The sequence below is a fragment of the uncultured Psychroserpens sp. genome, from assembly GCF_947500255.1.
Taxonomy (GTDB): domain Bacteria; phylum Bacteroidota; class Bacteroidia; order Flavobacteriales; family Flavobacteriaceae; genus Psychroserpens.
In genome coordinates, this window is sequence record NZ_CANMRL010000003.1 from 493,400 (window position 1) to 512,200 (window position 18,801).

Here is an 18,801-nt window from a genome sequence, read left to right on the forward strand (position 1 = left end):
TGAACTTTATCTTTGCAAAATAATTTTGCTTCTATGGCTACAGACAAAAAACCAGACCAGATCGTATTTAATGAAGATACTCAGCGCTACGATGCGTCTCTAAAACCCTATGCCACCAATGTTGGTGCTCCTGCGATTCAAGTCACTGGAAATTCTACTTGGAAAAATCGCAACATCAATAAGGCCAATAAGCAGATTCAGGCCAAGTACCTAGAACTTAAAGCCGAGTATGATAAAATGATGCAAGAGCTAGAATACAATAATCTTGTCTATAATGCGCGCTATAATTTTGAGCCAATCGTTGGCGAGACCTATCATCTCTATCGTGATACACAGGAGAAACCTTTCTTATCTATTATTGCACCTAGTGATTGTAATTTTGATTTTATGGGGAGTTTTCTTTTAAATAGTGAACTGATTTGGAAAAAAGTTGATGATTAAGTTTTTATGTTCATTTTGTCTTGATACAAAACGAACCAAAAAATCAAAACCGTTTATTAGGAAATTACTGCGTACCACTCACCTTTTCTTAAGTCTATTATAGCTTTTAAAATACTAAATAGCAAAGTTCCCTAGACTAGGCGTATTCATTGCGTTTAATTGTTCGTTATTTCTGAAAACGGTTAGAATCAAAGCGCCCTAAGTTTAAACATTGGGTACCTATCCGACGATGTAAAGCGTTTAAAACAAAAAGCTGTTTAAGGTTTTGCGTATAGCAAAATTGAGTTCTTTTTGTTTAGCTTTCAAGGAATAGATAGGTAATGTTTAAAGTTCAGGCTAGACTTTTTTGGTTCTTTTTTTGGCAATGAAAAAAAGAAAAATAATTAATTCTTTTTCAACAACGCATTTTGCTCCTCCATTAAATCGGTAAGCTTTGAAAGCAACTCAATATCCTTGGGTGTAGCGACGACCTCATTTTTTGGGTCTTGGGCTTTACTTCTCAAACGATTCATCGCTTTAACCACTAGAAATACTGTAAGTCCAACAATAACGAAATCCAGAAATGTTTCAAACAGCACGCCATATTCAATAGCAACCTCCTCCACTGTTATTTGACCTTCTGCATTAGTAACCGCCTCTCTCATCACATATTTTTGATCTTGAAAGTTTAGTCCGTCAGTCATGAGTGTTAATGGTGGCATAAATATCTTTTTTACCAACACATCTATCACTTTATTGAATGCGGCTCCTATAATAATACCAATAGCCATATCCATCATATTTCCTTTAACTGCAAACTCTTTGAATTCCTTTAAAAACTTCATCGTATCGTATTTTAATTACACGATGCCAAAGGTATTTCAATCTGTTATGAGATACAATAGTTGCATTGGTTTTCTAAGTTGCCGCTGTTAATCCACTAGGATATGCTCCACATTTAAGCAGATAATTGTATTTTTAATTTACTTTTCAGAAAATGTAATTGATGAAGACACGACGAGGCATTTTAAAACATATGAAACAATTCCTACTATGGTATGCCATAGGTGTTGTTGCCTTAGTTGTCTTCGTTTTGGTTATTGTACTTATTAGTGATTTAGCGAATAGCAATCGGACCTCCATTTTTTTTCAAGTACTGGGACGCTTCTTCAAATTTATACCAACGTATTTTGTATTGCTCCTGCCCTACTTTTTGTTCTTACTTATTCGCTCAATTGTAAGAGATTATAAAAAACGAAAAACCTCAGGTCTACTAAAAGGAATCGGTTTAAAAATCCTGTTGCCTGCGCTTATTATTTGGGTTGCTAAAGAAAGTATCAGCCACTATCGATTAACCGAAAACTTCGATTACGTTTGGGATTATAGTATTGAAAACAAAGGGTCTAGTATTAGAAACCTATATGCAAAAGACAAAAAGCAACGTGGCTTTCACGTTTTTGGACGTGCAAATGATTCGCTTTCATTTGAAATTTTAAAAACCAATAATGTCGAATGGCTTACATATGTGCCTTTTATTTCTCAGGAGTATTATGACAAACCTTCCTTAAGAAAACGATCTGTTCTTGACGATTCTAATGGAAGACTTCAATATTGGAAACGTATAAAACAGCGTGCTGAAGCTTACGGATTTAAAATAATGCTAAAACCACATATCTGGCTCCAAAACCGAGAGAATGGCGCCTGGCGATCAGATATTAATATGTCTACGGAAAAAGAATGGGATCAATGGTTTGAAGATTATAGCCAATATATGTTGGACTATGCGACACTTGCAGAAACGTTAAATATCGAATTGTTTTGCATTGGTACCGAATTACATAAAACCGTTTTAGAACAACCTGAGCGATGGCACACGCTTATTTCAAAAATTAGAACGATCTATTCTGGAAAATTAACCTATGGTGCTAACTGGAATCAAGAGGTCGACGATATTCCGTTTTGGGCTGCTCTAGACTTTATTGGTGTTCAAGCTTATTATCCTATTGCAAAAAACGAAAACCCTGAATTATCTGAACTTGAAAACGGTTGGGAGCAGCATACAGCCGACTTAGAAATTCTGCATAAAAAATACAAAAAGCCTATTCTTTTTACCGAATTAGGTTATAAATCTACTACAGATGCAGGTATTAAGCCATGGGAATGGAATAACCTGAGTAATTCATTTCATAAAAAGATCTCTAAGCGCACACAAGCTTTGTGTTACCAAGCTTTTTTTAATACCATATGGCAAAAACCATGGTTAGAAGGTGTGCATTTATGGGAATGGCAATCGTCTAGCAATGATAGCGATGGTAATAATAATGCCTTTGTGGTTCAAGGAAAACCAGCGCTTAATGTGATTGCCAAGGAGTTTAAAAAAGTAATCGACTAGTAAAACCCTATTTATTTTCTGTAATACTTTGCGTATTTGCGGTACGCTAAGAATCCAAGAAGTGCAACTACACCTACTGCAATGGCAATATATTGATAACTTAAGATTTGTTGTCCGCTTTGGTACGAATGCAGTCCAGAGAGGTAGAAATTCACACCAAAATAGGTAAACAATATAAATGAAAATGAAATGATTGATGCGAGATTAAATCCGTAACGACCACGAAGTCCAGGGATTAATCGCATATGAATCACAAACGCATAAGCCATAATACTAATTAATGCCCAAGTTTCTTTTGGGTCCCAGCCCCAATAGCGTCCCCAACTTTCATTGGCCCACATACCTCCAAGGAAGTTTCCAATGGTTAACATCACCAAACCAACTGTTAAGGCCATTTCATTTATAATGGTAAGTTCTTTAATATTGAGTAACATTTTGTCCTTATTAGAACTTGTAGTAAAAGCCATAAGTAGTAATACTGTTATTCCTAGAATCATTCCTAAAGCAAATGGTCCATAACTCGCTACAATTACAGCAACGTGAATCATTAACCAGTAGCTATCTAAAACAGGTTGTAGGTTCGCAATAGCAGGATCCATCCAGTTCCAATGAGCAACCATTAAGATCATAGAAGTCACGAATGCTCCAGCTGCGGTCGTTAAATACGACGTATTTTTTCCCAAAAAAATGCCTTTAAGAATGGAAATAAAATTAGAGCTTACAGAATTGGACAATAGTAAGCCAAACAACATTGTAGCCCATGCCACGTAAATCATCGATTCATAAGCATCACTCCAAGGTGCATGCCCTGAGATATACCAACGTACAATTAAACCTGCAGTATGTAATAAGAACAATCCTAAAATAGTATAACCTAATACTTTAACACTAACATCAACAAACTTGCTCTTGCTACTAAATATTTGAACAATTATTAAAATGAACAATACAGTACCAGCATACATGTACCAGCTAAATAACTTCTTAAAGATGTCATACTTATTGTATAATATCTCTGTTTTTATCTTGTCATCGGTTAACATGACTTCACTACCTAATTTGGACTGACTACTTTTAAATCCGATCAATAATTTATCCGCCAACTCAAAGTTTCCAGATTGTTTGGCCTTATAGAGTTCCCCTAAATAGAAACCAAAACTGTTTTGGATATATTTTCCGTAGATAGAATCTTTAATTTGAGATTTGTACTGTTCATTATATTCTACTGGCGAGATCCATGTATTCTTCTCATCACCAGGAATAGGAAATATTTTAATCGAACGACCATCAAGTGTGTTAAATAACAAACTCATACGATCATAGGCTTCCTTGAATTCTTTCTGAAAACCGTTAGGCACTTCAGCCGCGTAGGCTTCTTCGAGGTAAGGCCCGAGCTTATTGCGACCATCGTCTGTTAGAAAATCGGTAATCGATACATACTTTTTATCTTTTGAAACACCAATGATATTTCTAATCGAATCTCCTTTTCGTTTTGGTAAATAGATAATTGGAACGTTATACCAAAATAACGGACTTTCCTGCATGGATAGTAACACCTGATTCGCATCAAACTCTTCGTAGTGATCGCTCTTACTTAGCTTACGAAGTACTTCAGAAGCAAAGGTATTCATTGGCATCATTCTCCCGCTATAATCCTGTATCACTAATTCTCCAAATTGATCAGAATGTGCTTTAGGTGCAATATTAGCTCTAATTACAGAATCAATAGTAGCTTTTGTTGGACGTTGTATTTTCGTTTGTGTATTTGTTGTACTTGGACCATGATCATGACCATCGTGTTCCGAATGTTCCTCTTGTGCAAAACCAAATAATCCAAAACAGAGTAAGGCCACTGTAAGCATCTTAGACCTCTCTTCTTTTACTTTTCTCAGCTTTTTCTTTAAATCTGCGAAGCGCGTATTACGATCAAATAAAATCGCCATTAAGCCAAAGTATAAAAGCATGTATCCAAAATAAGTCACCCAAGTTCCCCATTGATCATGGTTTACTGAAAGCTTAGTTCCTTTTTCATCGGGATAAAAACTCGCCTGAAAGAAACGATAGCCACCTTCATCTAAGATATTATTCATGAAGATGTGGTAATCATAAGCCTCTTCATTTGGTTTCTCAACAGTGACTTCACTAGCAAATGCTGAAAAGTTATCTTCTGTACCAGGATAACGTTCGGCTATAAAATCGTTGAGTTTTATACTGAATGGTAATTCTTTAACAATAGATCCATACTTTACAGCAACATCTAAACCACCAAGATTTACTTGCTCAAATCGGCCATTAACGTATTGTCCGCCTAAAAGGTTTAAGGTTTTGGTTTCGCCATTAGCTGTGACATCGACAACGATGCCATCTTCTCTACTTCTTAATAGTTGAGATTTTTTAACTACACCAAATTTTCCTTGCATGACTGGATTTGGAAATACCATAGCCATATTACCAATTTGATAACGTGATCTCAAGGCTAATGGCTGTATCGAATCTTTAATGAGTTTCCCTGTGGCCTGAGTTGCCATGGTCATGTAGTCGCCTTCAAAAGGAGACTCTATAAAAATTTGGTTGCCTTGCGTCGTAATATTAATTGCACCATTCTTAGGATTATTCAACGTAAAAGCCACATTATGAATGAGTGCTTCATCGCCATCTTTTATAAAATGACTATGAGATGCTTCATTACCCGCTTCTACTAATTTTAAGTAACGATCACCTTCATCTCCTGGAATGATATCTAATTCGGCATCTTTGACAAACTTCTTCACTTTAATAGAAACTGGCGTGCCATTGTAATCAGTATTGATCTCAAAATCATTATCTAAACGTTCTGAAAAGTCAACACGCTCTTGTTCCACACGACGTTGCTGTTGTCCGTCAACAACCAGATCACCATCAACAAATGCTGTGATGTAAATATCTCGTGTGAGGTAGGTGTTTTGAGTTTCCCCTTCTCTAATTGGCATCCACCCTTCAAAACCTATATATCTTGTAATTCCGGCACCTATCAGAATAAAAATAAACGCTAAATGTAAGATTAGTGTTGCCCATTTTTCTTTTCTGAGTAGTCTGTATCTAAAGATATTTCCGATGAAATTAATCATAAAAAGTACCATAATGGCTTCAAACCACCAGGCATTATAAATGTAATGTCTTGTATATGGTGTTGGCGATGTTTCTTGACCAGCGTCTAAAAACGTACCTGTTATCATAGCAACAGCATAAACAATAAATAAAATACCAGTAAGACGTGTAGAAAAGAGAATGTTAGCAAGTTTCTTTTGCATAGCAAGAAGGCTTATTTTTTTGTTGTGCAAAGATAACCAATTTAGTTCGTTTAGACTTGGAGAATTGACACCAAAAATGTGTTAAATAAAAACAAGCATTAATTAGCCTGTCTAGCTTCAAAAATTTTGAGATATATAAAAGTTCCCATTTTTCTAGATCTGCGTTTGGCATTCTCGGTAACTTCACCAGTAAACAGTTCATCTAAAGTCTCATACCAAAGGTTGAGCCAGATACCAAAATGAAGTTCTGTAATGCTATTATCAAATTGTTGATCTACCTTTATGTGCACTTCTAATGGATTGCCATAGTATTTCTCTTCGAGCTTTCGAGTCATAAATAAACTCGTTTCCCAAAAAGTTGTTAATCGCTGTAAGTGTGCATCCCAATCCTTTATCGTATCATTAAAAAAAGGTCCTAATACATCATTCGCTCTTACTTTTTCATAAAACGTAGTTACCAATAAAAATATATCGTCTCTCGTATGAATGTCTTTCTGTGCCATAATCAAAGATAGTATTTATAATACAGGATATGTAAGTAGTAATACAATGTTAGTTACCAAACTAATGATGAGCAAATTAAAGATCCATTTCTTCTTTAATTGTGCCATAATGGAAGCATTATAACACATACAAACAATAGTACATAAGGTAACTCTAATTAATGAACTTGTACTGTAAGGCATTTGTGTTAAATAGAAAATAGAGATAGAACCTAAACAACTCTGCAAAATGATACTAAGAGGAACATACAAGATTAAATTCTCTTTAAAATCTGTTAACCATTTGTTGTAAAGTGTCATCTTTTTTTGTTTAAATTGTTGACACAAAATTGTTACAATTATCTTTGTTCTTTTATGATTGAAATCATAAGCCTATGATCCCTGTAGAATTATTAGAAACTTATAACGCTAAGCTCAAAACGTACACTAAAGACGCTACTATTTTTGAAGAATTAGATACGCCGAGATTTTACTATCAAATTAATTCGGGAAGCGTAAAAATGATCAATCTATCTGAAGACGGTAAAGAGTTTGCTCAAGGTATTTTTTACGATGGCAATGCTTTTGGTGAGCCGCCTTTGTTTGGTGATTTTAAGTATCCAGCTACAGCATTATGTGTGCAAGATTCTTCCATTTACATTTTACCAAAAGACACATTCTTTGATTTACTTAAAGCGCATCCAGATATTCACTTAAACTTTACAAAATTGCTTTGTAAGCGTATGATATATAAAGCCAAAATCATGAAAGAAGTGTCTATTCATCCTCCAGAACATCGCATCATGACTTTACTTGAGCACTTAAAAAACAACTTCGGAAATGAGATGCAGGACTATGAAGTCGAGTTGACCAGACAAGATATTTCAAATCTTACAGGTTTGCGTGTTGAAACGGTTATTAGATCCATAAAGAAACTAGAAAAAAACAATAAATTAAGTATACGAGACCGAAAAGTATATCTCTAAATTATCCTTATTTTAGCAGCATGATTTCAGTAGTGATTTTAGGAGCAGGTAATGTTGCTCATCATTTATATAAAGCATTTGTTTCTTCGGAAACCGTTAGCGTTAAGCAACGTTATAATCGACATATCAAGTCTTTAGAAGCATATAAAACAGACGTTGCTATTACAGATGACCTGAATCAGCTTGTTGAAGCAGATATCTACATTATTGCGGTTAGCGATGATGCCATTGCAGAACTTTCTGAACAACTACCCTTTGAAAATCGTTTTGTTGTTCACACTTCTGGAAGTGTAAGCGCTTATGATCTGGATAAAAAGAACAGACGTGGTGTGTTTTATCCATTACAAACCTTTTCTAAATCGGCTAGTATTGATTTCACTCAAGTACCAATTTGTTTAGAAACCTTAATGAAGAAAGATTATATGGCACTTAAAAATCTGGCAACAGCTATAAGTACCATTACAAAACGTGTTAACAGTGACCAACGCGCAGCCTTGCATCTAGCTGCTGTGTTTGTCAATAATTTTACGAATCAGTTGTATCGCGTCGCCCATGAAATTACAGAATCACAAGGAGCAGAGTTTGATTTACTAAAACCACTTATACTAGAGACAGCTAACAAAGTACAAGACCATTCACCTTATAAGGCACAAACTGGTCCGGCAAAACGCAACGATAAAAAAACAATCAAGCGGCATTTAAAGTTACTTGATAACGAACACCATAAAGATCTATACAAGCTATTAACCGCTTCAATAAAAAACACACATGGACGATAAAAGTTATAAAGAATACTTAGAAGATATAAGCACTTTCATTTTTGATGTTGATGGTGTTCTTACCGATGGTACTGTAACCGTTATGACTAATGGAGACATGCTGAGACGCATGAATATTAAAGACGGTTATGCCCTTAAAACTGCTAAAGATGCTGGATTTAAGATATGTATTATTTCTGGTGGTAGTAACCTAGGTGTTCAAAAACGTTTGGAAGGTTTAGGTATTACAGATATTTATTTAGGAGCACACCAAAAGGTTAATCAATTTAACGACTATCTATCGCAAAACAATATTGACACAAAAAATGTGTTGTATATGGGTGATGATATTCCTGATATTCCTGTAATGAAATTAGTAGGTTTAGCGTGTTGCCCACAAGACGCTGCCATTGAAGTCAAAGGTATTAGTCAATACATTTCTCATAAAAATGGTGGAAAAGGTGCTGTTAGAGATATCATCGAGCAAGTCATGAAAGTTCAAGGCAAATGGGACGGAAACTTTGATGCGAAATACGATTAATTAAACAACACAACTAACCATACCTCTACTCTTTAATGCAAAGCATTTTAAATCTTATTCGCTGGCAAAACTTGGTCATGATTATCATAGCGCAAGTCCTTATTAAATATGCTTTTTTTGAACATTTTAATGCCCTTACAGCTCTTGATACCTTACATTTTATAATTCTAGTTATTGCCACTATTTGTATTGCAGCAGCCGGAAATATCATTAATGACATTTACGATGTCGAAACCGATACAATTAACAAACCCGATAAGGTTCTTATTGGAAAGCAAATATCAGAAAAGCTCGCTTATAATCTGTTTTTCGCATTAAACATTATTGGTATACTATTAAGCCTTTATTTATCACATAGTGTCGGGAAAAGTTCATTCTTTTCAATATTTGTCATGATTTCAATCGCTCTTTATATGTATGCCTCTTATTTAAAAGGCACAGTGCTTTTTGGAAATATTCTCATTTCATTTTTGGTCGCTATGAGTTTACTTGTGGTTGGTATATTCGATATATTACCCGTTATGGTTCCAGAGAACAAACCCCTCTTATCTCCATTTTTAGATAAGTTAATCGACTATGCCATTTTTGCATTTCTAATTAATTTGATTAGGGAAATCATTAAAGATATTCAGGATGTAGATGGTGATTATAAAGCAGGTATGAATACCTTACCTATTGCTTTAGGTCGAGATCGAGCTACAAAAATTGCTTTTGCTGTTAGTATGATTCCTATTGGTGCTGTTATCTATTTTGTGATCACGTATCTGTATCAATATCAGGTAGCTATTGGCTATTTTTTACTATGCATCATTGCGCCTCTTATTTATGCAACAATTAAGATTTTTGGAGCAGAACATCAACATCATTACAAACATATTAGTACTATTTATAAATTAATAATGCTCTTTGGCATCTTATCTTTGCTTCTCTATCCTTTTATTATTAATTTAAACGGCAATGCTTAACACAAAACTAAATAACTTTAATATTATTCTGGCATCAGGTTCTCCTAGGCGTCAGCAATTTTTTAAAGATTTAGGACTCACTTTTGAAATTCGATTAAAACCGGTAAAAGAGGAATATCCAAACCGATTACATCACTTTGAAATTAGTGATTATCTGGCACAGCTTAAATCATTACCATTTAAAGATGAGTTAAATGATAATGATATCCTCATAACTAGTGATACTATTGTTTGGCATAATGATACAGCTCTTGGTAAACCGAGAAATCACGACGATGCGTTTAACATGTTATCTTCTATGAGTGACACGTCTCATGAGGTTATTACATCGGTATGTTTTACCATGGCGAATTCTCAAAAAACAGTGAATGCTATTACCAAAGTCACATTTAAAGCTCTTTCTGAAAGTGAGATCAATTATTATATAGATACATACAAACCATTTGATAAAGCTGGTGCTTATGGTATTCAAGAATGGATTGGTCAAATAGGTATTACCAACATAGAAGGTTCATATACTAATGTCGTTGGTTTGCCTACACACCTCGTTTATAAAACGTTAAACAGCATGGTTTTGTAAAATTTCGGTTGTAATTTTATAATAACGTAAAATTATAGTCATGATCAAGATATTCAAATTAGAAATTCCCGTATGTATTACTGTTCTTTTCTTCGGAACATTGATGTCTTGCGGTGAAAAAAAAACACATACAGACCAAGCTTTACGAACTGAAACTCTAGTGTCTTCGGAAAAATTACCTACAACATCACCTTTCGAACAATCTGAAGATTTTAAAAACTACTGGTATGCTGGGGAAGCTGAAATATCATCCTATAAGTTAGAGCAAGCACGATATGGAGAACTTAGAAACGGTACAGCCGTTTTAGTCTACGTTACTGAAGATTTCCTTCCAGGAAAACAGGTCAAAGCTGATAGATATAGTAAAAGCAATACAAGTATATTAAAACTCAATGCGACTAAAAAATTCAACACAGGGATATATCCGTATTCCATTATGCAATCCACATTTTATCCTGTGAGCAATACGAAACACGCCATTAAATTAAGCTGCTCTGTTCAAGAGTGGTGTGGTCATGTGTACTCGCAATTAAATAATAGAGATTTGTTTGAAATCAAGTCGCATAGTTATTTTGAGAGTGAGGCCGATCAAGATCTAAAACTAGATAAAGCGATACTAGAAAATGAATTATGGACACAACTTAGACTAGATCCTGAAAGTTTACCGGTTGGAAATTTAAAAGTCATTCCATCTCTAGAATATGTGAGATTAAAACATATAGAACTTAAAGCTTATAATGCCACTGCCGAACTTAAAAATGGTGTTTATAGCATCTTCTATCCAGAGCTCAACCGTACATTAGCAATTAACTTTAATGCACAATTCCCATATGATGTATTAGGATGGGAAGAGACATACAAAGATGGTTATGGTATTAATGCGAAAACGCTAACTACAACTGCTACAAAACTAAAAACGATCAAATCACCTTATTGGAGTAAGAATTCAAATACTGATAGTGATTTAAGAAAAGATCTTAGTTTAGAATAGCGCATACAAGGTTGAACTATTATATCTTTGTAATGGTAAACCAAAAATTATGTCAGAGTTTTTTTCTACCTACAATACGCAAATTATAAATTCATGTATTGTATTTGGTATTTTCTTTATTATTCAATTAATAGCTCGATTAGTTGTTAGGGTTATTGGAAATTCTAAAAAAATTCATGTTGGACGTGCAAAACTTGTTGGACGTTATATAACCATTTCATTTTTGTTTATAGCGATCTTAATCGAAGCTTTTATTTTAGGCGTAAGTACTAGTGATCTAGCCTTAGTCTTTTCATCGGTTTTTGCCGTTATTGGGATTGGATTATTTGCCATTTGGTCCATATTAAGTAATGTCACTTCTGGAATAATAATGTTCTTTTCATTTCCATATAAGATTGGAGATAAAATAAAAATACATGATAAAGACTACGAAATTGAAGCTATCATTGAAGATATTCGCTCGTTTCAAATTCATTTAAGAAAAGACAATGGTAATTTGGTCACCTATCCAAATAATCTGCTCTTGCAAAAAGCAATTACTTTAGTAGAAAAAGATGCTTTTGAGAGTATAGAGGATGATGGAAGTGATTATATTTAATAATTAAAATTATGAGTGCAAAAAATAACCATATAAACTATGTAGAGTTAAAAGCTAAGAACCTTGAACGTATTAAAGCATTCTACACTGAAGCTTTTGGCTGGACGTTTACCGATTATGGATCTGGATATACGGCGTTTGCTGATAGTGGACTCGATGGTGGTTTTCAGTTAACAGATGAAGACATCGTTAATGGTGGTTTAGTTGTTTTGTATCATAAAGATCTAGAAGCAATTAAAGATAAAGTCATTGCCTGTGGTGGGAAAATTTCGGTAGATATCTTCTCTTTCCCTGGAGGCAGACGGTTTCATTTCTTAGATCCTTCGGGAAATGAACTCGCTATTTGGAGTGAACCTGAAGCTGAATAATGAATTCAAAACAACAGATAGGCATATTAGGGATTGGAGCCATCGGAACGGTTATTGCCTATCAACTACTACAAAACAATTTAAATGAGCTGTTCTATTTCAGCAGAACATCACGCACTCATTTAAAACTAATTTCTGAAGATCGTCGCCATGAACTACCTGTAGATATAAAAACTACAATCTCAAAACCAATACATTTAGATTGGCTAATCATTTGTCTAAAAGAACATCAATATCAAAACGCAAAAGATTGGTTTCCAAAACTTATACAGCCCCATACGAGAATTGCTGTGATTAGAAACGGACTTCAACTTAAGCGTCCACTATTAGCGTTTACAGATGATCACCATATTTTAGAATGTATGATTGATGCGCCGACACAACTTAGTAATGAAGGGTTTTATCAAAATTTAAACACACCTATTCTAACTGTTCCTCAAAGTGATTTGGCTAGTGCATTTGAATTATGCTTTAAGCATTCTAAACTCACCATAACCCAAGTTGAAGATTTCAAAACCGAGAGCTGGAAAAAGCTATGTGAAAGTGCCACACTTGGAGCTTTATTATGTTTACATAATGATACTTGCCATATTTTTAAATCTGAAAAGCTACAGCATGACTATAGAGAGCTAATGAACGAAAGCATACAAGTTGCAAAAGCTGATGGAGCTCTTATAGATAACCGTTTTACTAATCAAATGCTAAACAAATTAATGAACTATCCCGACGCAAAAGGAAGTTCTATGCTTACCGATATGCGCAATTGTAAACCTATAGAACTAGGTGCCAAAAATGGTATCATCTCACAATTAGGTAAAACATATCAGATCAACACTCCAATAAATGATATGATTATTAGAGCATTGTCTTAAATAAATACGTATAATAAAGGATGTTGCACTCACGTTATGATTAGAACCTAACTTATCATAATGAAAAAAACTATCACTGTTCTTATCACTTGCTTTATTATATCATCATTTTCAACTCAATTAAGTTTTAAGGAAGCACAATTAAAGTATCCTAGAGTTAAACAAGCATACAAAGACAAATCTAAATGCATTAGTAAACTACTCAAATCCCATAATATTTCTAATGCTGAAATCTATATTAGAGCGTTCAAACTTGAAGAAAAAATAGAAGTTTGGGCTAAAGAAAAAACAGATGTTACCTATAAATTAATTACCTCATATCCGTTTTGCTTTAGTTCTGGAGGTTTAGGGCCAAAACGTCAACAAGGCGATTATCAAATCCCTGAAGGCTTTTATGTTATTGATAGGTTTAATCCTGAAAGTAACTTTCATTTATCATTAGGTATAAATTACCCAAACGCTTCCGATAAAATCAAGTCTAATCATAGTCGATTAGGTGGTGATATTTTTATACATGGTTCTTGTTTTTCTGTGGGCTGCATACCAATAACAGATGATTGGATCGAAGAACTCTATATTTTATCTGTAGAAGCAAAAAATGGTGGACAAACCAGCATTCCTGTTCATATATTTCCATTCTATCTAAGTGAAGACAATTACGAAAAACATATTAAAGACACATCCATTTCTGGTAACCATTCAAAATTTTGGAACAATTTAAAAGAAGGTTATACTTATTTTGAAACCAACAGAACGGTTCCCACGATAGAGGTTTCAGAAGAAGGACACTATATATTCAAATAATATTATCTCGAATAGTTAGGTGCTTCTTTAGTAATCGCAACATCATGCGGATGACTTTCATTAATACCAGAAGCCGTTATTTTCACAAAGCGTCCAGTGTCTTTTAAAGTAGCAATATCTTTGGCACCACAATAGCCCATTCCAGCTCTTAATCCGCCAACAAATTGATGAATACTTTCATACAACTCACCTTTGTAAGGCACGCGACCTACGATACCTTCAGGTACTAATTTTTTGATATCATCTTCAACATCTTGGAAATAACGATCCTTACTACCTTGCTTCATGGCTTCAACTGAACCCATACCACGATACGATTTAAACTTACGTCCTTCGTAAATAATCGTTTCTCCCGGACTCTCTTTTGTTCCGGCTAATAATGAACCTAGCATCACACTATCTGCTCCAGCGGCAATTGCTTTAGGGATATCACCAGTATAACGTATACCACCATCGGCAATCACTGGTACACCAGATCCTTTAATGGCTGCAGCAACTTCTAATACTGCCGAAAACTGCGGGAATCCAACACCAGCAACAACTCTAGTGGTGCAAATAGAGCCTGGCCCTATACCAACTTTAACAGCATCAGCTCCTGCTTCAACTAAATATTTGGCCGCTTCTCCTGTGGCTATGTTCCCAACGATAACTTCAAGATTTGGAAATTTTGCTTTGATATCTTTAAGTACCGTAACCACACCTTTTGTATGTCCGTGAGCTGTATCAATAATCACAGCATCAACACCAGCTTTCACCAAGGCCGAAGCTCTATCTACAGCGTCGCCAGTAACTCCAATAGCTGCTGCGACACGTAATCTTCCGTAAGAATCCTTATTAGCATTTGGTTTTTGAGTGACTTTAGTAATGTCTCTAAAGGTGATAAGACCTACGAGTTTATAGTTATCATCTACAATTAATAATTTTTCAATTTTATTTTTCTGAAGAATCTCTTCAGCATCTTTTAAAGACGTTCCAACTGCAGATGTTACTAAGTTCTCACTTGTCATAACCTCAACAATTGGTCTTTCATTAGCATGCTCAAAACGTAAATCACGATTAGTAACAATACCCTTTAATTTACCATTATCATCAACAATTGGAATACCACCAATCTTATGTTCGGCCATACTTTGTTTAGCATCTATAACCTTAGCAGTTAATGGTAGTGTTACTGGATCTATAATCATACCACTTTCTGCACGCTTAACCTTACGTACTTTCTGGGCTTGCTGATCAATAGTCATATTTTTGTGAAGCACACCAATACCACCTTCTTGTGCCATAGCAATGGCCATTTTACTTTCGGTAACAGTATCCATAGCTGCAGAAACCACAGGAATGTTTATGGTGATGTTACGCGTGAATTTGGTTTGAATATTAACTTCTCTTGGTAAAACTTCGGAAAATGCTGGAACTAAGAGTACGTCGTCATAAGTAAGACCTTCTCCAACAATTTTGTTTTCGTGTGCTGTCATGATGCAATTACGGTTATAATTGCATGCAAATATACAATTTAAATAGAGAATAGTATTAAGACTTTATTAAATCTTAAGGGAAAGGCGTTTTATTAAATTCTAGGGCAACGCTTGCAGTTGGTCTTGCCCTTTTTCTTATACTTTTTACAGCATTTAGACTTCTTATTGACCTCACAGTACATGATACATGAAGTGATAATAATTGGAGAACTCTCTAAGGTTAATTCGTCTTGCATTATTTTAATTTATTCTAAATAAATGCAAATTTATAAAAAAAGATGCCAAAAAAGGCATCTTAATTCATTAAGTTATTAACAGATAGCACTATTCATTTTCATGAGCTGCTGCTATGGTATTGATATCACGATCAAATAAATAATGACCTGATTTATCAGTTCCAATTATATTAAGTTTATCTAATAAAGTTCTAGCCATAGCTTCTTCTTCCAATTGCTCAGTAACATACCATTGCATGAAATTATGGACGTTATAATCTTTATGTTGTAAACACTCATAAATCACATGATTGATTTGCTCTGTTACAAACATTTCACTTTCTAAAAACTTTTCAAAAAGTTCGTTAAGTCCGCTAAATACAGGTTTAGGTTTATCGAGTTCTGGAATAATGACATTACCACCTCTTTCATTGACAAATTTTATAAGTTTGGTCATGTGCAGACGTTCTTCTTCTGATTGACTGTAAAAGAAATCTGCTACACCATTATACCCTTCGGCATCTGCCCAAGAGGCCATAGCTAAATATTGCATCGAAGCTTGTGCCTCATATTTGATTTGGTTGTTTAATAAGTTTTCTATCGTTGTATTCATTGTGAAAGCTATTTTTTACGAAGATAGGAATTTATGTTTGAAGCACTTTCTTCGACTTAATTAATTGATAGAGAATTATAAGTACAGAAGTGGTATAGGTTAAGGTCATCAAAGTTCCTGAAATCATTACAATATATTTCATCCAGAGGATACCTTTCCATAGAAAATAAATACCACCAAAGGTTAGCAAAACTGAAATAAATGGCTCTACAATTAAAATTGCTTTTAATTTTTTTGAAAGCTTTGTAGTACTCAAAATAAGGCCTACCAAAAAGAAAATAATGGACATTGATAATATATGCCCATGCACTAATGTGAGCATTTGTTGCTCATTTTTTTTGAACTTCATCACAGTTGCATCTTCATCATCCTCGTTACCTAAATATTGTTCTTCTATACCATTTGGATTGGCAGAAGACGTCTCTCCTACAAATAATAGACCTGTGTAAAACCCTACACTTAAAACAATAATAAATGATGCAATTAGTAATTTTATTTCCTTAGGAAAAGTATAAAGCATTCCGTTGAACTTCATTACAGAATGTTTTTAGATTGAAGCATTTTTAAAGACCTCAATACATCATTTACTGCAGATGTCATTGAACGAACAGAAATTGTAGCACCAGATATAGCAACAATATCTTGTTCATACTTGAGTTCATCTTCGGGTGTTTTACCTATAAATTGTCTCAACCATCGTTTACTACCAATTTCTCCTCCATATTCTTCTCTATAAATAAGTACTTTAGCCTTCTTTACTATGAGATCGCTGTCTAATAAAATAAGGTAATCAAACTGAGCTGTTTTACTGGGCGCTTTGGCCACATATGCAAAACCAATTCTTTTATCTGCAGATTTAATTTCAAAAAAGTTATCAGTTTCAAACTTGGATGGTAATTCTTTTACAACAGTGTCAGAAATTTTGAATGCTGAAAATTCAAATTTTTCAACATCGTATGTTGATTTAATCTCTTTGAACACCTTTTTTTTAATCTTTTCAGGTAATCCGAAAGACAAAAAAAACATGGATAAAACTAAGATGAAGATATGTCTCAAATTCATGTTACAAAAGTATTAATTATATAATCGTTAAAACAATTAAAATGCCAAATAGCCAATGTGATATTATACTTTCAACATTAGCTATGAGACACTCAAATTTTATTTTTTATTAGAACCAGACACCGATACCAAAATTTAATCTATTATCAACATCACTATTATCTAGCGCATTACTTCTAAATTGATAATCACCTTTTAATACAACTCCAGGCGCTATATGGTAACTTAAACCTGTAGTAATATCTGTTCTATTAAATGCATCGTTTCTTACTAAGTCTCCATCTGTATCTGCATGTGTATCATAATTTTCAAATCGCGCAAATGCAAATAAACGCTGAGCTTTTGTTAAAGGCAGTAAGTTATAAGACACCTCTGCATAATACCCCATTAAAGCACTACCTAAATCCCTATCAGTTAAATTATTATAAGCTTCTGTATCACTTAGAGATGCATAAATAAATTGGCCACGAGCAGCAAATCTTCTAAAGGCATAACGTGCATCAAAACCTACCATTGAAACACCAATATTAGCACCGTCGATATCTTCTACATCATCAGCAGCTTGCGTTTTTCCAAAATATCCTGACAATCCTAAACGTAAACCAGGCAAACCGTAATATTCAATTTTAGTAGATAGTGTAGGACTATCAACAGTAGATTTAATTGCCTTTTGACGTCCGCCACGTAAACCGTTACTTCCTTTTAAAAATCCGGTTACTTCACCATCTTCATTTACAGTAGATTTAAATCCGTTAAAAATATAAGCTTGGTAAGTCAATGATTGCTCAGGTAAACGACCTGTAACACCTACACCAATTTCTCTCCATGTTGTTGGAACAATCGCATTATCAACAGCTGGGCGTTCAACACCATTAAAAGTTGTAGGTTCATGATATTCATTTACAATTCCCATTGGTACCAACATTAGTCCTCCACGTAAACTAATATTATCACCTACAGCATAATTTACAAAGGCTTGTTCAACAAAAATCTCTTCTACATGCTCCATTTCAACTTCAGTAACAAATTGTGTTTTATCGTTAAATCGATAACCAAATAATAACACTAGACGTTGTACATCTAATTCTCCATTATTACCTTCTGGTTGGTTATAGGTAATTTCACCATACGCACCAACCGTAACGGCTTTTCCATAATTACCAGATAAAATACGTTGCGCTGCATTTAACTGTTGTTGTGGGTTAAAAGTGATGCTATCTTGAGACGTTGGAGTAACTTGTGCTATAGCTGTTGCGCTGATTAAAATTAAAAGAAAAGTAAAAAATTTATTCATTTGTTTTTATTTAGACTTAATATAAATAGTTATTGATTTCTGATTGCAAAAATAGAATAGAATATTATTTACGCAAAGTTTATTTAGATTAATTT

At 34.2% G+C, this 18,801-nt stretch carries 21 protein-coding genes; 12 read left to right on the forward strand and 9 right to left on the reverse strand.

What is annotated here, in order from left to right; all coding sequences use genetic code 11:
- Positions 1-33 precede the first annotated feature (33 nt).
- Positions 34-441: a DUF2452 domain-containing protein gene (locus Q0783_RS11680; protein WP_298895337.1), complete on the forward strand. Its 408-nt coding sequence runs from the start codon at positions 34-36 to the stop codon at positions 439-441.
- Between the two features lie 383 nt (positions 442-824).
- Here the strand turns inward: Q0783_RS11680 and mscL are convergent, their stop codons facing one another.
- The gene (gene mscL, locus Q0783_RS11685; RefSeq protein ID WP_298895339.1) at positions 825-1,265 is read right to left on the reverse strand and encodes a large conductance mechanosensitive channel protein MscL; all 441 of its coding nucleotides are present in this window, start codon (positions 1,263-1,265) and stop codon (positions 825-827) included.
- 161 nt (positions 1,266-1,426) lie between these two features.
- Between mscL and Q0783_RS11690 the strand changes: the two genes are divergently transcribed.
- Positions 1,427-2,812, forward strand: a complete 1,386-nt coding sequence (locus Q0783_RS11690; protein WP_298895340.1) for a hypothetical protein — start codon at positions 1,427-1,429, stop codon at positions 2,810-2,812.
- A gap of 11 nt (positions 2,813-2,823) precedes the next feature.
- Here Q0783_RS11690 and ccsA read toward each other — a convergent pair whose 3' ends face one another.
- The 3 genes from ccsA to Q0783_RS11705 all read right to left on the reverse strand — a co-directional run bounded on the left by ccsA (position 2,824) and on the right by Q0783_RS11705 (position 6,905).
- Positions 2,824-6,102: a cytochrome c biogenesis protein CcsA gene (gene ccsA, locus Q0783_RS11695; RefSeq protein WP_298895342.1), complete on the reverse strand. Its 3,279-nt coding sequence runs from the start codon at positions 6,100-6,102 to the stop codon at positions 2,824-2,826.
- A 98-nt stretch (positions 6,103-6,200) separates the two neighbouring features.
- Positions 6,201-6,605, reverse strand: a complete 405-nt coding sequence (locus tag Q0783_RS11700; protein ID WP_298895344.1) for a group III truncated hemoglobin — start codon at positions 6,603-6,605, stop codon at positions 6,201-6,203.
- Positions 6,606-6,620: 15 nt separating this feature from the next.
- The gene (locus Q0783_RS11705) at positions 6,621-6,905 is read right to left on the reverse strand and encodes a hypothetical protein (RefSeq protein ID WP_298895346.1); all 285 of its coding nucleotides are present in this window, start codon (positions 6,903-6,905) and stop codon (positions 6,621-6,623) included.
- A 74-nt stretch (positions 6,906-6,979) separates the two neighbouring features.
- Here Q0783_RS11705 and Q0783_RS11710 point away from each other — a divergent pair, with 74 nt between their 5' ends.
- Genes Q0783_RS11710 through Q0783_RS11755 form a run of 10 tightly spaced genes read left to right on the forward strand, consistent with a single transcriptional unit; the run spans position 6,980 to position 14,047 of the window.
- Complete coding sequence (locus Q0783_RS11710; protein WP_298895348.1) at positions 6,980-7,570, forward strand: Crp/Fnr family transcriptional regulator; 591 nt, start codon at positions 6,980-6,982, stop codon at positions 7,568-7,570.
- 20 nt (positions 7,571-7,590) lie between these two features.
- The gene (locus tag Q0783_RS11715) at positions 7,591-8,349 is read left to right on the forward strand and encodes a Rossmann-like and DUF2520 domain-containing protein (RefSeq protein ID WP_298895350.1); all 759 of its coding nucleotides are present in this window, start codon (positions 7,591-7,593) and stop codon (positions 8,347-8,349) included.
- Positions 8,339-8,869 carry an HAD hydrolase family protein gene (locus Q0783_RS11720; RefSeq protein WP_298895352.1) on the forward strand — a complete coding sequence of 177 codons (531 nt, stop codon included), beginning with the start codon at positions 8,339-8,341 and terminating at the stop codon, positions 8,867-8,869. The genes Q0783_RS11715 and Q0783_RS11720 overlap by 11 nt, the downstream gene beginning before the upstream one ends.
- 35 nt (positions 8,870-8,904) lie before the next feature.
- A complete protein-coding gene (locus Q0783_RS11725; protein WP_298895354.1) occupies positions 8,905-9,834 on the forward strand; it encodes a geranylgeranylglycerol-phosphate geranylgeranyltransferase in 930 nt (309 codons plus the stop codon).
- On the forward strand, positions 9,827-10,414 hold the full coding sequence (locus Q0783_RS11730; protein ID WP_298895357.1) for a Maf-like protein: 588 nt from the start codon (positions 9,827-9,829) through the stop codon (positions 10,412-10,414). The genes Q0783_RS11725 and Q0783_RS11730 overlap by 8 nt, the downstream gene beginning before the upstream one ends.
- 40 nt (positions 10,415-10,454) lie before the next feature.
- Entirely contained in the window at positions 10,455-11,405 is a 951-nt protein-coding gene (locus Q0783_RS11735; RefSeq protein ID WP_298895359.1) for a septum formation inhibitor Maf, read from the forward strand.
- Positions 11,406-11,454: 49 nt separating this feature from the next.
- Positions 11,455-12,003 carry a mechanosensitive ion channel domain-containing protein gene (locus Q0783_RS11740; RefSeq protein WP_298895361.1) on the forward strand — a complete coding sequence of 183 codons (549 nt, stop codon included), beginning with the start codon at positions 11,455-11,457 and terminating at the stop codon, positions 12,001-12,003.
- An 11-nt stretch (positions 12,004-12,014) separates the two neighbouring features.
- Positions 12,015-12,371, forward strand: coding sequence for a VOC family protein (locus tag Q0783_RS11745; RefSeq protein ID WP_298895362.1), 357 nt, complete (start codon positions 12,015-12,017; stop codon positions 12,369-12,371).
- Entirely contained in the window at positions 12,371-13,243 is an 873-nt protein-coding gene (locus Q0783_RS11750; protein ID WP_298895364.1) for a ketopantoate reductase C-terminal domain-containing protein, read from the forward strand. Before Q0783_RS11745 ends, Q0783_RS11750 begins: the two co-directional genes overlap by 1 nt.
- A gap of 60 nt (positions 13,244-13,303) precedes the next feature.
- A complete protein-coding gene (locus tag Q0783_RS11755; RefSeq protein WP_298895366.1) occupies positions 13,304-14,047 on the forward strand; it encodes a hypothetical protein in 744 nt (247 codons plus the stop codon).
- A gap of 2 nt (positions 14,048-14,049) precedes the next feature.
- On the opposite strand, the gene guaB is transcribed toward Q0783_RS11755, so the two are convergent.
- The 5 genes from guaB to Q0783_RS11780 form a co-directional block, all read right to left on the reverse strand.
- Positions 14,050-15,522 carry an IMP dehydrogenase gene (gene guaB, locus Q0783_RS11760; protein WP_298761688.1) on the reverse strand — a complete coding sequence of 491 codons (1,473 nt, stop codon included), beginning with the start codon at positions 15,520-15,522 and terminating at the stop codon, positions 14,050-14,052.
- A gap of 324 nt (positions 15,523-15,846) precedes the next feature.
- Complete coding sequence (locus Q0783_RS11765) at positions 15,847-16,350, reverse strand: ferritin (protein ID WP_298895370.1); 504 nt, start codon at positions 16,348-16,350, stop codon at positions 15,847-15,849.
- A 31-nt stretch (positions 16,351-16,381) separates the two neighbouring features.
- The gene (locus tag Q0783_RS11770; RefSeq protein WP_298895372.1) at positions 16,382-16,885 is read right to left on the reverse strand and encodes a hypothetical protein; all 504 of its coding nucleotides are present in this window, start codon (positions 16,883-16,885) and stop codon (positions 16,382-16,384) included.
- Positions 16,885-17,412 (reverse strand): FMN-binding protein, encoded by a 528-nt coding sequence (locus tag Q0783_RS11775; RefSeq protein WP_298895374.1) that lies wholly within the window; start codon positions 17,410-17,412, stop codon positions 16,885-16,887. Before Q0783_RS11775 ends, Q0783_RS11770 begins: the two co-directional genes overlap by 1 nt.
- Positions 17,413-17,521: 109 nt before the next feature.
- Positions 17,522-18,706 (reverse strand): hypothetical protein, encoded by a 1,185-nt coding sequence (locus tag Q0783_RS11780; protein ID WP_298895376.1) that lies wholly within the window; start codon positions 18,704-18,706, stop codon positions 17,522-17,524.
- Positions 18,707-18,801: the final 95 nt, after the last annotated feature.

Bases quoted from the DNA above. Each gene is read 5' to 3' on its own strand.
- Q0783_RS11710 (WP_298895348.1), top strand. From the start codon at position 6,980: ATGATCCCTGTAGAATTATTAGAAACTTATAACGCTAAGCTCAAAACG.
- Q0783_RS11765 (WP_298895370.1), bottom strand. From the start codon at position 16,350: ATGAATACAACGATAGAAAACTTATTAAACAACCAAATCAAATATGAG.
- Q0783_RS11700 (WP_298895344.1), bottom strand. From the start codon at position 6,605: ATGGCACAGAAAGACATTCATACGAGAGACGATATATTTTTATTGGTA.
- Q0783_RS11780 (WP_298895376.1), bottom strand. From the start codon at position 18,706: ATGAATAAATTTTTTACTTTTCTTTTAATTTTAATCAGCGCAACAGCT.
- Q0783_RS11705 (WP_298895346.1), bottom strand. From the start codon at position 6,905: ATGACACTTTACAACAAATGGTTAACAGATTTTAAAGAGAATTTAATC.
- Q0783_RS11680 (WP_298895337.1), top strand. From the start codon at position 34: ATGGCTACAGACAAAAAACCAGACCAGATCGTATTTAATGAAGATACT.
- Q0783_RS11755 (WP_298895366.1), top strand. From the start codon at position 13,304: ATGAAAAAAACTATCACTGTTCTTATCACTTGCTTTATTATATCATCA.
- ccsA (WP_298895342.1), bottom strand. From the start codon at position 6,102: ATGCAAAAGAAACTTGCTAACATTCTCTTTTCTACACGTCTTACTGGT.
- Q0783_RS11730 (WP_298895357.1), top strand. From the start codon at position 9,827: ATGCTTAACACAAAACTAAATAACTTTAATATTATTCTGGCATCAGGT.
- Q0783_RS11715 (WP_298895350.1), top strand. From the start codon at position 7,591: ATGATTTCAGTAGTGATTTTAGGAGCAGGTAATGTTGCTCATCATTTA.
- Q0783_RS11745 (WP_298895362.1), top strand. From the start codon at position 12,015: ATGAGTGCAAAAAATAACCATATAAACTATGTAGAGTTAAAAGCTAAG.
- Q0783_RS11750 (WP_298895364.1), top strand. From the start codon at position 12,371: ATGAATTCAAAACAACAGATAGGCATATTAGGGATTGGAGCCATCGGA.
- Q0783_RS11725 (WP_298895354.1), top strand. From the start codon at position 8,905: ATGCAAAGCATTTTAAATCTTATTCGCTGGCAAAACTTGGTCATGATT.
- Q0783_RS11735 (WP_298895359.1), top strand. From the start codon at position 10,455: ATGATCAAGATATTCAAATTAGAAATTCCCGTATGTATTACTGTTCTT.
- Q0783_RS11770 (WP_298895372.1), bottom strand. From the start codon at position 16,885: ATGAAGTTCAACGGAATGCTTTATACTTTTCCTAAGGAAATAAAATTA.
- Q0783_RS11690 (WP_298895340.1), top strand. From the start codon at position 1,427: ATGAAGACACGACGAGGCATTTTAAAACATATGAAACAATTCCTACTA.
- mscL (WP_298895339.1), bottom strand. From the start codon at position 1,265: ATGAAGTTTTTAAAGGAATTCAAAGAGTTTGCAGTTAAAGGAAATATG.
- Q0783_RS11740 (WP_298895361.1), top strand. From the start codon at position 11,455: ATGTCAGAGTTTTTTTCTACCTACAATACGCAAATTATAAATTCATGT.
- Q0783_RS11775 (WP_298895374.1), bottom strand. From the start codon at position 17,412: ATGAATTTGAGACATATCTTCATCTTAGTTTTATCCATGTTTTTTTTG.
- guaB (WP_298761688.1), bottom strand. From the start codon at position 15,522: ATGACAGCACACGAAAACAAAATTGTTGGAGAAGGTCTTACTTATGAC.
- Q0783_RS11720 (WP_298895352.1), top strand. From the start codon at position 8,339: ATGGACGATAAAAGTTATAAAGAATACTTAGAAGATATAAGCACTTTC.